The 13,440-nt window shown below is 59.0% G+C and carries 13 protein-coding genes; all 13 read right to left on the bottom strand.

All coding sequences use genetic code 11. The annotated features are described in order from the left end of the window. Window positions 1-26: 26 nt before the first annotated feature. The 13 genes from panC to MKS85_RS07970 all read right to left on the bottom strand — a co-directional run bounded on the left by panC (window position 27) and on the right by MKS85_RS07970 (window position 13,108). The gene (gene panC / locus MKS85_RS08030; RefSeq protein ID WP_014338837.1) at window positions 27-887 is read right to left on the bottom strand and encodes a pantoate--beta-alanine ligase; all 861 of its coding nucleotides are present in this window, start codon (window positions 885-887) and stop codon (window positions 27-29) included. Between the two features lie 2 nt (window positions 888-889). Further along, the gene (locus MKS85_RS08025) at window positions 890-1,441 is read right to left on the bottom strand and encodes a glutathione peroxidase (RefSeq protein ID WP_014338836.1); all 552 of its coding nucleotides are present in this window, start codon (window positions 1,439-1,441) and stop codon (window positions 890-892) included. A gap of 24 nt (window positions 1,442-1,465) precedes the next feature. Next, window positions 1,466-2,590, bottom strand: coding sequence for an acyl-CoA dehydrogenase family protein (locus tag MKS85_RS08020; RefSeq protein ID WP_014338835.1), 1,125 nt, complete (start codon window positions 2,588-2,590; stop codon window positions 1,466-1,468). A 42-nt stretch (window positions 2,591-2,632) separates the two neighbouring features. Continuing rightward, the gene (locus MKS85_RS08015) at window positions 2,633-3,433 is read right to left on the bottom strand and encodes a crotonase/enoyl-CoA hydratase family protein (RefSeq protein WP_014338834.1); all 801 of its coding nucleotides are present in this window, start codon (window positions 3,431-3,433) and stop codon (window positions 2,633-2,635) included. Next, on the bottom strand, window positions 3,430-4,503 hold the full coding sequence (locus MKS85_RS08010) for an acyl-CoA dehydrogenase family protein (protein ID WP_014338833.1): 1,074 nt from the start codon (window positions 4,501-4,503) through the stop codon (window positions 3,430-3,432). The genes MKS85_RS08015 and MKS85_RS08010 overlap by 4 nt, the downstream gene beginning before the upstream one ends. Beyond that, window positions 4,503-5,651: an acyl-CoA dehydrogenase family protein gene (locus tag MKS85_RS08005; RefSeq protein WP_034114487.1), complete on the bottom strand. Its 1,149-nt coding sequence runs from the start codon at window positions 5,649-5,651 to the stop codon at window positions 4,503-4,505. Before MKS85_RS08005 ends, MKS85_RS08010 begins: the two co-directional genes overlap by 1 nt. A 110-nt stretch (window positions 5,652-5,761) precedes the next feature. After that, window positions 5,762-7,069, bottom strand: a complete 1,308-nt coding sequence (locus MKS85_RS08000; RefSeq protein WP_014338831.1) for an amidohydrolase family protein — start codon at window positions 7,067-7,069, stop codon at window positions 5,762-5,764. 113 nt (window positions 7,070-7,182) lie between these two features. Then, entirely contained in the window at window positions 7,183-8,460 is a 1,278-nt protein-coding gene (locus MKS85_RS07995) for a cytochrome P450 (RefSeq protein WP_014338830.1), read from the bottom strand. Between the two features lie 139 nt (window positions 8,461-8,599). Then, window positions 8,600-9,103, bottom strand: coding sequence for a carboxymuconolactone decarboxylase family protein (locus MKS85_RS07990; protein WP_014338829.1), 504 nt, complete (start codon window positions 9,101-9,103; stop codon window positions 8,600-8,602). Window position 9,104: 1 nt separating this feature from the next. Beyond that, the gene (locus tag MKS85_RS07985; RefSeq protein ID WP_014338828.1) at window positions 9,105-10,280 is read right to left on the bottom strand and encodes a thiolase family protein; all 1,176 of its coding nucleotides are present in this window, start codon (window positions 10,278-10,280) and stop codon (window positions 9,105-9,107) included. After that, window positions 10,277-11,179: a 3-hydroxyacyl-CoA dehydrogenase gene (locus MKS85_RS07980; RefSeq protein ID WP_014338827.1), complete on the bottom strand. Its 903-nt coding sequence runs from the start codon at window positions 11,177-11,179 to the stop codon at window positions 10,277-10,279. Before MKS85_RS07980 ends, MKS85_RS07985 begins: the two co-directional genes overlap by 4 nt. A gap of 13 nt (window positions 11,180-11,192) precedes the next feature. Continuing rightward, window positions 11,193-12,044 (bottom strand): fumarylacetoacetate hydrolase family protein, encoded by an 852-nt coding sequence (locus MKS85_RS07975; protein ID WP_034114489.1) that lies wholly within the window; start codon window positions 12,042-12,044, stop codon window positions 11,193-11,195. Beyond that, entirely contained in the window at window positions 12,044-13,108 is a 1,065-nt protein-coding gene (locus MKS85_RS07970) for an amidohydrolase family protein (RefSeq protein ID WP_034114491.1), read from the bottom strand. Before MKS85_RS07970 ends, MKS85_RS07975 begins: the two co-directional genes overlap by 1 nt. Window positions 13,109-13,440 lie beyond the last annotated feature (332 nt).

Here is a 13,440-nt window from a genome sequence, read left to right as displayed (position 1 = left end):
TGGTGATGCATTCCGTGATGGTTAATTCAGTCACCCAGGCGAAGATCCACCGTCAAATTATCGATGAGTCGCGTTTTACCGATGCGCGCCGCCACCAGGATCACAAAATGAGTATCAGTGCTTGTCACAGGATTTAAATTCTGGGCATTCCTGACCTCAAAGTACTCCAGCTGAAAACCGGCGTCGCTTATACGTCGACGACATTCCATCAACTGGCCCTCAGCCACCCGACCCTCAACCTGGATAGACGCCGCCATTTGTTGCAGGCATGCATAAAGCACTGGAGCAATGGCACGCTCTCTATCGGTCAGATAACCGTTGCGGGAAGATAACGCCAACCCATCCGGGGCTCGAATGGTCGGAGCAGCGACAATGTCGACTGTCATATTGAGATCCCTGGCCATTGAACGAATGACCGCCAACTGCTGATAGTCCTTCTCCCCGAAAACCGCGACGTTCGGCTGAACGATATTCAGCAATTTGACAACGACCGTAGCCATGCCATCGAAGTGTCCTGGGCGCGCTGCACCGCACAAACCTTCGGAGACGTTCGGCACACTAACAATGGCCTGGTTAAGCATTCCTTCGGGATAGATCTGTTCGACAGCCGGGACAAATAGCGCATCACAGCCAGCGTCGACCAGTTTCTCTCGATCCGCCTCCGGCGTCCGAGGATAGCCGGCCAGATCCTCACTCGCCCCGAACTGGAGTGGATTGACGAAGATACTCGCGACCACATAATCAGCCCGCTGCCTGGCCCAATGAACCAGGGCTATATGACCCTCATGTAAATTGCCCATGGTTGCCACCAGAGCGACTTTCTTGTTTTCACTGCGCGCGCGGGTTACCAACGCGCGAAGTGCACTCACTGTGTCGACCGTCTGCACGCCTAAGCCTCTTTGGCCAACTGTGTATTTATCGCGTCAAGCAACCGAGGGTCATCCGCCGTAACGTCCGGAGCGAAACGCGCAACCACCGCGCCGTGGCGGTCGATCAAAAATTTCTCGAAATTCCACAGCACGTCCGTGGTGTTGGCCGACTCGATGCCATATCCCTTCAACCGCTCACGGAACGGACCGTCACCGATGGCTTCAGGTTGCGAGCCAGTCAGTTGAGTGTAGAGAGGGTGCTGATCCGCGCCGACCACCGAGATTTTCGAGAACAACGGAAAGTGGACGTCATAGTTGACCGAACAGAACTCGACGATTTCCGCGTCGCTCCCCGGCTCCTGTTCTCTGAAGTTATTGGCCGGGAAACCCAACACCTCAAACCCCTGGTCTTTTTTACTTTGGTACAGCTTTTCCAACCCCTCGTATTGCGGGGTCAGGCCGCATTTTGAAGCGACGTTGACCACCAGCAGAACTTTGCCCTGATAGTCGCCCAGGCGGCTGGCACTGCCATCGTTTTTTTTCAAAGGAATGTCATAAAGGGAGTTATTCATCTGATTGCCTCCTGCGGCAGTACTTCAAAGGGTACGGCCGATAATTTCTTTCATGATTTCCGAGGTGCCGCCGTAGATCCGAGCAACGCGAGCATCTACCCAGGCACGGCTGATCTTGTATTCGCTCATGAAGCCATAACCACCGTGCAATTGCAGGAACTCGTCGAGCAGCTTGCCCTGCATTTCCGACCCCAGTAGCTTGGCCATCGCGGCGATTTCAGGCGTCAACTCACCGCGCATCACCTTGGTCAGGCAGTCGTCAACGAACACCCGCAACATGGTGGCCTGGGCCTTGGCTTCAGCGAGTTTGAAACGGGTGTTCTGGAAGTCGAGCACCGGTTTGCCGAAGACCTTGCGCTCACGGGTATAACCAATGGTTTCCTCCAGCAGCGTGTCGATCGATTGCGCGGCACGGATCGCGATAATCAGGCGCTCCCAGGCCAGTTGATGGGTCAGGTATTTGAACCCCATGCCCTCCTCGCCCAAACGATTGCCGACAGGCACCCGGACTTCATCAAAAAACAGTTCGGCGGTGTCTTGCCCTTTCAGGCCGATCTTTTCCAGCAGGCGTCCCTTGGCGAAGCCGGCACGGTCTTCTTCGACGCAGATCAAGGTCAACTCTTTGGCCGCGGGGTCAATCTTGGTGGCAGTGACCACCAGGCCAGCATTCCCACCGTTGGTGATAAAGGTCTTCTGGCCACTGACAATGTAGTCGTCACCGTCGCGCCGCGCCGAGGTGCGCATGGCCCTCAGGTCACTGCCGATCCCCGGTTCGCTCATGGCGATCACGCCAATCAATTCACCACTGACCATACGCGGCAGCCATTGCTGCTTCTGCTCTTCGCTGCCGTAGGCCACGATGTAAGGCGTTACGATTTCCGAGTGGGTGGTGAAACCCACGGCAGTGGCGTTGGCTCGCGCCAGCTCTTCGATCATCACCGCCGAATGACCGAAGTCACCTCCGGGGCCGCCATATTCTTCTGGCACCGTGGAGCACAGCAATCCGTTCTCGCCGGCCTTGAGCCAAACCTCCTTGGGAACGATGCCGTTCTTTTCCCACTCATGCAGGTAAGGCACGATTTCGCGGTCGACGAAGCGGCGGGCCTGATCACGGAACATGTTGTGGTCTTCTCGAAATACGCCACGCATTTTGCTTACTCCAGCTCGATTCTTGTTGTGGGCAATGGGTGATCAGCGGTCCTGATAATCGGGATCGCGCTTGTCGACAAAAGCCGCCACCGCCTCTTGATGGTCTTCGGTGTGATGCGCCAGCGCCTGATACGCCGCGGACAATTCCAGCAGCGAATCCAGGCGCATATGTTGGCCTTCACGTAGCAGGCGCTTGCACAGGCGCAACGCATGCCCCGGATTACTGGCGATTCGTCGCGCCAGCGCCTGAGCTTCCGTCTGGAGCGTTTCGTGCGTGCAGACTTGCTCCACCAGGCCCCATTCCAGCGCCTTTGCGGCATCGATGGCATCGCCGGTAAACGCCATGAGACTGGCTTTGGGAATGCCGATGATGCGCGGCAACAGCCAGGCACCGCCGTCCCCGGGAACAATGCCCAGGCGCACGAAACTCTCGGCGAAGATCGCCTTGGGCGCCGCCAGGCGGATGTCGCACATGCACGCCAGATCGAGACCCGCGCCAATCGCCGGGCCGTTTACCGCCGCGATGACTGGAATATCCAGCTCGTAAATCGCCAGGGGAATGCGTTGAATGCCATCGCGGTAGGTATTGCGCAACTCATAGGGCGAACCGGCGAAGATACCGCCACGCTCGTGCATATCCTTGACGTTACCGCCGGCACAGAACGCGCTGCCATTGCCCGTGAGCACCATCACCCGCGCCGACTTGTCGCGCCGCAGTTCCGCACACAGGTCGACAAACTCCTGAATCTGCTCGGGCGTCGTCAGCGCATTGCGGGTATCGGGATGGTTCATGCGCACAGTGACGATGCCGTCCTCGCGCTCGATCTGAAGAAAGTTGCTCATGCCGGGTTACTCGCAGGACAGATTAAGGATTGCTGGCCGTGGCTGGTCAGCAACGGCCAGTATCCATCGCTGCCTCCCTGGCATATTTGAGCGCCGAAACGTTGACTCCAAACGCTGGCCGATCCGAATTCGCTGCGCCACGCCCACAACCGCCGCGTGAGCAAATGCAGGGGGTACTCCTCGGTAAACCCGATAGCCCCATGCACGGAATGCGCAATGCCGGCGCCAACACTGGCCGCTTCTGCCGTGCTGATTTTCGCGGCAGCAATGGTCAGCGCGGCCAGGCCCCAACGGGACTCTGCAAAGGCGGCCTCGGCGGCAATGCCGGCGGCAGCAGCCTGTTCGGCGAATACCGCCAATTGCTGTTGAATGGCCTGGAACGAACCAATGGCCTTCCCGAATTGTTTGCGTTCGCCGGCGTAGTTGGCGGTCATGTCCAATAGCGCGTGCAAAGCCCCGGCGGTCTGCGCCGCACGCAGCATCGCACCGCCCAGTTCCAGGACATCGGCGTCGAGCCCGGCGGGTAGCGGCGCTTGCGCCAGTACCTGGGCACTGGTGAACCCCAGGTCATCCCGTGGCTCGCCCGCCACATTCAAGCTCGGCGTGAGTTCGCTGGCAGCACTGCGCTCAAGCAACACCACATGTGGGACACCGGTTACGCTATTGGCAATCGCTACCAGCGCTTCGACATTGCGCCCCCAAGGGACCGAATAGGCAGCGCCATGAACGCGCTCGCCATCGAGCACCAGATCAGCGCTGGCCGCCATGCTCAGGGCGCCTGCCCTGCCCTCCAGGCCGGCCTTGCTCAGTAGCCAGTTGGCGAGCAGGGCCTCACCCAATGGCGCGGGCACCGAAAAGCGCCCGGCGGCACGGACCAGCACATACATATCGGCCCAACTGGCTTCAGCACCTCCCAGCGCTTCGGTGACACCCGCCTGGGTAAAGCCCGACTCGTCCAGCGCGGCCCATAATTCGGCCGGCCATTCGCCGCCTTCACAACCCATCACATAAGCCGGCGTCGCCACATCGGCAAACAGGCGTTCAATCGTCGTTTCAAATATCTCGCGCATTATCGCAACCCCAACCCGCGGGCAATGATGCCGCGTAGAATTTCGCGCGTGCCCCCGCGCAGTGAGAATGAGGGCGCCATCTGAGTCAGGTAGGCCAGCACCCGTGCATGTTCGCTGCCGCCGTCTTGCCGTGGTTCGGTTTCCAGTAACAGCTGGGCAACCTCGGGAATTTCCTGCTCAAAGGCATTGCCCAAGTCCTTCACGCAGGAAGCCGCCCAGGCCGGATGCTCACCCGCTGCCAGCTGTGCCGTGACCGACAACGACATATTGCGCAGTGTCAGCAACTTGGCCGAAAGCCGCCCGATCTCCCGCGCCTGTAGCGCATTGGGTGTCTTGCCCACCGCGTCAATCAGCGTTTTCAACAAGGCCATGCAACTGAGGAACCGCTCAGGGCCGCTGCGCTCGAAGGCCAGTTCAGCGGTGACCTGGTCCCACCCTTTGCCTTCAGTGCCGATCAAGGCGTCGGCGGGCAGCCGCACATTGTCGAAAAACACTTCGTTGAAGTGCTCGCCACCGGCCAGGTCGCGAATCGGTCGGATGGTGATGCCGGGCAGGCTCAGATCGACGATGAATTGCGACATGCCCTCATGCCTGGCGGCCTGTTTCTCACCGGTACGCACCAGGGCAATCATGTAGTGCGAATGGTGGGCGTTGGTGGTCCAGACCTTCTGACCATTGACCAGCCAATCATCACCCTCACGCACCGCAGTGCTTTTGATCGACGCCAGGTCCGAGCCGGAATTGGGCTCGCTCATGCCAATGCAGAAGTAGCTTTCACCCCGGCAAATGGCCGGCAGGTAATGCTGTTTTTGCTGCTCGGTGCCGAAACGATTGATCAGCGGCCCGCTTTGCCGGTCGGCGATCCAATGAGCTGATACCGGCGCACCGGCAGCCAGCAACTCTTCGATAATCACATAGCGGGCAAACGGGCTCGCCTGTGCACCGCCGTAGGCGTTGGGCAAGGCCATGCCGACCCAGCCCCTGGCGCCGAGTTTCTTGCTGAACTCGGCGTCGAACCCCATCCAGGACCGCGCACTCAGGGTGGGAGGATAATCGGCCAGCGTATCGTGAATGAACGCTCGCACCTCTGGGCGAAGCGCTTCCGCCTCGGGAGGAATACTGCTGTAGGAAAATTGACTGATGGCCATATGCGCTCTCTCACGCTCAACACAGGCGCAATCGCTTCGAACGAAGCGACCACAGAACGGCAACCGCTCCACAGCCGCCATTGGCCGGCGACTGTGGGAGCAGCGACAACTTACAACGCGGTTTGCGCGTCAGCCTGGGCGAACATCGCATTGATGTCGCCGGAGGTGACCGGCTTGTTGTCATGGCGACCATGATCGGCGCCGCCCAGGCCCAGGGCAGGCTCGATGCTGACGTGCGTGGCCTGAGCCCGCAGCGCGCCGACCGTGCAGTTTTCCCGGCCATGGATGGAGAACGGATCGAAGGAAAACTCACGCATGGCATTCAAGTGAGTGACCTTGTCGATCATCTCCTTGGGCAGGTGCTGCAACCCTTCCCAGGCGGTTTCCGGCGAGTTTGGCCAGGTGCAGTCGGAGTGCGGGTAATCGCTTTCCCAGGTGACCATCTCGGCGTTCAAGTAATCGAGGTTCTTCAGGCCGAAATTATCTTCGATGAAGCACGTGATGAAGTGCTTGTTGAAAATGTCGCTGGGCATTTTTCCGTCGAAGTTGGAATTGGTCCAGGCGTTGTGATGACGGTGGGTGAAGTCAGCCCGCTCCAGCAGGTAAGGAATCCAGCCGATGCCGCCTTCGGAAAGCGCCATGCGCAGGTCCGGGAATTTTTTCCACATGGGCGCCCAGATCCAGTCGGCGGCGGAGTTGGCGATGGAAATCGGCATGGAGGTAATCCAGGCATCGATGGGGGACAAATCCGATGCGTGGTTGGCTTTTACGCCGGTACCGATGTGACAGCAGATCACCACCTTGTTATCGCTGCAGGCCTTCCACAACGGGTCCCAGTAATCGCTGTGAATCGACGGGTAACCGTGAATGGCCGGGTTATCCGACAGCGATAGCGCGTGCACCCCCTGTTTGGCCAGGCGCTCGACCTCGGCGGCAGCGGCCTTCATGTCCCACCACGGCACGATCATCAGCGGGATGAAACGACCTGGCGCTGCATTGCACCAGTCATGCAAATGCCAGTCGTTGTAAGCCTGGATGGCCGCCATCGACACGTCACGGTCAGCGTGCACCTGGAAACGTTGCCCGGCAAAACCCGGGAAGGTAGGAAAGCACAATGAACCGAGCACGCCGTTGGCGTTCATATCGTCGACGCGGTCCTTGATACTCCAGGTGCCACGACGCATCTGCTCGTAGCCCAGCGGCTCCATGCCGTATTCCTCTTTGGGTCGGCCGACCACGGAGTTGAGGCCCATGTAGCCAGTGGCCTGCTCCTCGAACACCCAAACATCGCGATCGCCTTTCTTGATCACATGCGGCTCGCGCCCCTTGAAACGGGCAGGCATGTGACGAGCAAAGGCATTTGGCGGCTCGATCGCGTGGTCATCGACACTGACGAGAATCAGATCTTCAACTTTCATTGTTTTCCCCTTCGCATTCGGGCTTGTTGTTGTGCCTGAATCATAGTGCACATCTTGATTTAATTAAACACATTTTTTATTTGTGTTCATATTAAATCAGACCCAAGCGCCCATCAGTCCCACTGCACATGCAGGTAGTGCGGGCCGCGCAGCTGCGCGCCGACGATTTGCGGGCCGGGTTTGCTCGGGTCGAGGCGAATGTTGGGCATGAGGTCGAGGATGGCATTCAGCGCACAGTTGATCTCGGTTTTGGCAACGAACTGACCGATACACATGTGCGGACCGAAGCCGAAGCCGAACGAGGGTTTGGGTTTTCGGTCGATGTCGAATTGATCGGCATTTTCGAACGCCTCTTCATCGCGGTTGGCGGAAGTGACAATGCATTGCACCATCGCCCCCTTAGGGATGGGCACGCCACGAATCTCCAGGTCTTTAGCGGCCTGACGCACCTTGAAAGTAGCCACCGGTTCAAAGCGCACCGCTTCATCGATGGCCTTGTTCACGAGGCTGCGGTCATTGCGCACCCGCTCCAGTACGTCCGGATTTTGCAGAAGCAAGGACATCAAGGTGCCGAAGGTTCGGGTTGTGGTTTCACTGGCAGCCGGAAGCAGCGAACGCACAAAGGTGGCAATCTCATGATCGTCCAGGGAGCGTCCCTGGTATTCGGCGTTAATCAGCCGGCTGATCAGATCATCGCCCGATGCCCCGCTTGCGCGACGCTCGGCCACGACTACTTTCACCACATCATACAAGGACTGCGCCGCTTGCATGGCGGCGCCCCGGGCAGCCGCGGCTTTTTCCGGGTCGACTTGCGGACCCGCCAGAATGGCCAGGGCCCAGGCAGCGTATTGCTCGATCTGCTCGGGACGGTCCTCGGGGAAGCCGATCAACGAGTAAATTACCCGGATGGGGAAATACAGCGCGAAATCCATCAGGTCCGCGCCTTTGGCCTGCACCATCGGCTTGAGGTATTCCTCGCGAATCACCCGGTCGATCTTGGTTTCTTTCCAGCGATTCACCGTCTCCGGCATGAAGACCGGCTGCAACAGGTTACGGATGTTCTTGTGGGCATCCCCGTCCATTGCCGTGAGGATCAAGCCATCGAAAAACGCACCCAGCCCTTCCGCTATGAAACCACTCGTGAAGGTGCCGGCGTCACGCATGACAGCCATGACATCGTCGTACTTGAACAATGTGAAGGTCGGTCGACTGGCATCCAGCCCGGCAATCGAGGGCACGCCCAGCCGGGCCATGAAATTGTCTTGCAGCACCGGCGAGTTGGCGCGCATGTCGCGGTAGACCGCGTGCAAGTCGATATCGCTGGTGCCGCGATAATTACTGGCTACGTCAGTAAAAACCTTGACCAGGTCACTCTGTGCGGGTGTGGACATGATCGTCTCCGTAATTTTTGTCATTATTTTTCAAGAAAGCTCGCTTAAGGCCATACTTTACGGCCAATCATAGGCCTTGCCCGAACACTATTGGACACTTATTAAAAAATAGATCATATATACCTCGACATCGAAGGTATCAATAGGCCTGCTGCACCAGGGTCATACGACCTCCAGCCAACATCAGCGCGCAATACAGCCCAAGCTCTACCACTTGGGCCGTGGAGAAGAAGTCCCCAAGCTGGAGGAAATCGGTGTCGTCAATTGCCAGGTAGTCGCCGGCAAACAACTCGGCATAACGCAGCGCAGCGCGCTCGGCTGGCGTGAAGGACGCGCTGTCCGTTGCCATGCACGCAATATCTTCCTCAGTGACCGCATCGGACTTACGCGCCAGTTGGCAGGCCTTGCAGGTGGTGATGCTGGCAATCTTCAGCCGCACCAGCTCGCGCAAGCGCTCATCGAGCACACTGTCGTTGTGCAAGCTCTCCATCAAGCCCAGCCAAGCCAGCGCTACCGCCGGTCGATGCGCCCAGACCTGAACCGGCGTCGTGGAACTGAGCATGCGGCTGTACCGACCACGCTCGACTGCGTCCTGCAACGCAACCGGCATGGCCTCCAGCGAAACCAGCGGTAGGCGCGCCATCTCAATCGAGCCGTTCGATGATGGTCGCCGTGCCCATGCCGCCAGCGCAGCAAATGGCTTGCAGGCCAAAACGACCACCACGGCGTTCGAGCTCGTTCAACAAAGTCGTCATCAATCGCGCACCGCTGGCACCCAACGGATGACCGAGGGCGATGGCGCCACCGTTGACGTTCAACTTATCGTGAGGCACACCGGTTTCCCGCATCCACGCCAGCGGCACGGAGGCAAACGCCTCATTGACTTCGAACAGGTCGATGTCGTTGATGCTCAGCCCGGCCTTGCTCAATACCTTCCAGGTGGCATCGATGGGGCCTGTGAGCATCAACGTCGGATCGGAACCGACCGTGGTGAAGGCCACAACCCGCGCGCGCGCCCTGAGCCCGAGTTTTTTCGCGGTTTCGGCACTCATCAACAATAAAGCCGCAGCACCATCGGAGATCTGCGACGAGTTGCCAGCCGTAATGCGTCCAGTGTCCGGACGAAAACTGGTCTTAAGCGTCGACAGCTTTTCCCGCGACGTGTCACGACGAATGGTTTCATCCTGACGCAACACAGCGGCCGGCGCCGCCAGCACCCGCTCAGACAACTCCTCGACCGCAACCGGCACGATTTCATGATCGAAATAACCGGCATCGGACGCCGAGGCGGCGCGCTGATGACTGGCGAACGCAAAATCATCCAGGGCATCACGGCTGAGCCCCCATTTGTCGGCGATACGCTCGGCTGCCTCGCCTTGACCAGTCAGTTCATAACGCTGCGCCACCATCCAGCCAAACGCCTCGCCGTGAATTTCGCGATTGCTGCCCATGGGCACGCGGCTCATGTTTTCCGCGCCCCCCGCCACCACGACATCAGCGGCGCCAGCAGCAATAGCGCCAGCAGCCACATGCACCGCCACTTCACCCGAACCACATTTGCGGTCGATGGTCAGCCCCGGAACAGTCACTGGCCATCCGGCACCGAGCAAGGCTGTGCGGGCGATGTTGGCGGACTGCTCACCGATTTGCGTGACGCAACCGAAGATCACATCATCGACCAGATTCGGCGACACATCGACCCGCTCCAGCAAGCGGTTGAGCACCAGCGACCCAAGATGATCGGCGCGCACGCTGGCAAGGCCGCCACGGAACTTGCCGATTGGCGTACGTACGGCATCAACGATGACGATGTCTTTCATAGCGCGCTCGCCTTGAGCCCCGAACCCGGAACTTGTTTACCCTCTTCATAGCGGTAGACCCCCTGCCCCGACTTGCGACCCAGCCGCCCGGCGGCAACCATTTTGATGATCAGCGGGCAAGGCCGGAATTTTTCGCCCAGGGTCTGGTGCAAATAGCGCAGCACCGACAACCGCGTATCCCAACCAGTCAGGTCACCCAGCTCCAATGGTCCCATCGGATGGTTGAAGCCCAGGCGCAACGCCGTGTCGATGTCTTCGGCGGTCGCCGTACCCTCCTGGAGCATCCACATCGCCTCGTTACCCAAGAGCGCAGACATGCGGCTGGTGGTCAGTCCTGGCGATTCATTGACGACGATAGAGGTTTTGCCGATCTGCTCACACAGGGTGCGCGTACGCGCCACGACTTCATCGCGAGTGGCCAACCCTCGCACCAGCTCCACCAGCTTCATCTTGTGCACGGGGTTGAAGAAGTGCATGCCGATCACGCGATCCGAACAGTCCACCGACGCAGCAATTTCGGTCACGCTGAGGGCCGAAGTATTGGTCGCGATAATCGCGTCCGGTGCCAGCAGTGGCGCCGCCTGAGCGATAACGGTTTTCTTCACCGCCAACTGCTCGGACACCGTCTCCACCAACCAATTTGCGCCACTCGCGGCTTCGCTCAGGTCGCTGCAGGTCAGCAGGTTGGCCAGGGACTGCTGGGCTTTTTCGTCACTGACTTTGCCCAGGCGCACACCATCGGCAAGGATCTTTTCGATGCTCGCCCTGGCATTTGTCAATGAGGCGGCATTGGTATCGACCAGCAACGTGTTGAACCCGGAGCTGGCGAACGCATGTGCAATACCGGTACCCATCAAGCCAGCACCGACGACGACTACTTTTTCTTTATTGGCGTTCATGTTTGGCTCTCGATTAGGCGCAGTTCTTTTTACTGACCACATTGCGCAACGTGCCAATGCCCTCGACGCTGGCTTCGACCACGTCGCCTTCCTTGAGGAACACACCGGTGCCCATCCCCACCCCCGCTGGCGAACCGGTGAATAGCACGTCGCCACCGGCGAAACTCGAACGCTGCTGCACGAAGCGGATCAGTTGACCGACATCCCAGGTCATTTCCGCTGTCGATCCGTCCTGACGTACTTCACCGTTCACCTTCAAGGTCAGGCGCAGCCGCGGCGAACCTTCCGGGAACTCGTCCTTGGTGACGATCCAGGGCCCGAGGCCGGTGGTCTGGTCCTGGCTTTTCGCCGCGAACAGGTCCATGCCAATCCCCGCAGGCCCGCTGCGTTGCAGGTCTCGGGCACTGACGTCGTTGCCGACCGTGTAACCGAGCACGCAAGCCAGCGGGTTTTCCAGGTCGATCTCATCGGTGCCAATGACCGCGACCAACTCGACTTCGTGATCGAGCTCCTCAGTCAACGGAGGAAAGCGGATAGGGTCATTGGCGCCAATCAACGCGCCATAGGCCTTGAGGAATGCAACCGGCTGCGCCGGCGCCTGCAAGCCGAACTCCACCAGATGCTTGGCGTAATTGGCTCCCGCCACCACCACTCGGTTGACAGGCTCAATAGGCGGCAGCAAACGTACTTTGGAGAGCGGCAACGAGGGCCCGGCGAAACGTACCGAACTGATACCGCGCCCGGCCGCCACCGCGGGTGCCCAGTCTTTGAACTCTCCGCAAATGGGTGTCACCTGATTCTGAGCGACATCAACCACCGCCCAAAAAACCCCAGTATCAAAATACTCACAACGCGCCAGTTTCATCAGGCACCTACCTTGCCCAACTTGGCGGGATCCAAGTGCAGCAGGCGGCATGCGTTTTCATAGCGAATCTTGCGCAGGTCCGCGTCGGACAACTTCAAACCATGGGTCAGGTCGTGACGCACGGCATCGCTGCCGCCGAAGTTGCTGCCGTACAGCACGTGGTCTGCCCCAATGATATCGACCAGAGCCTGGCGCATCGGCACTTCATGCAGCTCGACGTCGAAGTAGAAGTTCTTCATGTACTCGAGCAGCGGCTTTTTGTTGTATTTGACGTCGAGGTTTTCGTTGGTCTTGGCCAGGCGACCGAGCTGGTACGGGACATAACCACCTCCATGGGTGATGTACACCTTCAAATCGGGAAAACGATCCAGCACACCGCCGCAAATCAGGTTCCAGAAACAGCGGCTTTCGTCGTACTGCATGCCTACGATGGCAGTGGTTTCGTAACGGTCATCATTGGCGTTCTTACCCCACGTGACCGACTGGTTGTAGCCGTGGATGAACATCGGCAGATCCAGGTCGCAGAGGGTTCTCCATACCACGTCGAGCTCCGGCGAATCGAACTCCAGGCCGCCGAAGTTGGCCCCTCCGGCGACCAAGCCCTTGGCGCCCAGCTCGGTGCAGGCGTAGCGCAATTCAGCCGCCGCCGCTTCGGGAGCATTGAGCGGTACATGGGCCCAGAACATCAGGCGATCAGGGGCGGCGGAGCAGTATTGCGCCAGCGTCTCATTGACGGTGCGGGCGAACGGTACGGCAAATTCGGCTTCGGTCCAGTACATGTAGCAATGGGATGGGACAGAAACCACCTGCAAATTCTGTCCCGCGGCATCCATGCCGGCCAGACGCGTTTTCGGGTCAGCCCAGCGAGCAAAATACTCCTCAAGCTTGGGACCGTTGCCCGAGCGCACGGCCGCCTTACGCTCGGGCGACCCAAGCCCGAGAATCCAATCACCTACACGCAGCTTGATATCGCCGTCGGCATGTTGTTCGAAGAACGGCCCCCAGTGAGGGTGCTGGTTGTAATAGCCAGGGTGTGGTGCGTGGGCGTGTAGATCGATAAGCATGTCTGGTACCTCGAGGTTGGCACTTTTTGTTGGTTTATTAGCGCGGCGCCTTCACATGGACAGGATCGACCCGTCACGAAAAGGCTTACTACCAGGACCAGAGCTTAAATTTAAATTGAGCAGAAATCAAAATACTGTTCAATTTATTTTGAAAAATCGCCAGGAAGCCTGACGCAGGGCCTTCGACCTAAGTCTTGAAACGCATCGAGGGATTGGAAAGCACGAGCCAAGCTCGAAAAATGAGGAGTGCAGCGGCGAAAAAACTAGCGCCCGGAAACGCGAAGCCCTCGATATGCGAGGGCTTTAGTCAAGCGATGGGTGATTTGTCGAAG

The organism is Pseudomonas sp. JL2, from assembly GCF_031570495.1.
In the GTDB taxonomy this organism is placed as follows: domain Bacteria; phylum Pseudomonadota; class Gammaproteobacteria; order Pseudomonadales; family Pseudomonadaceae; genus Aquipseudomonas; species Aquipseudomonas rhizophila.
This window is presented reverse-complemented; position numbering and strand designations above follow the sequence as displayed.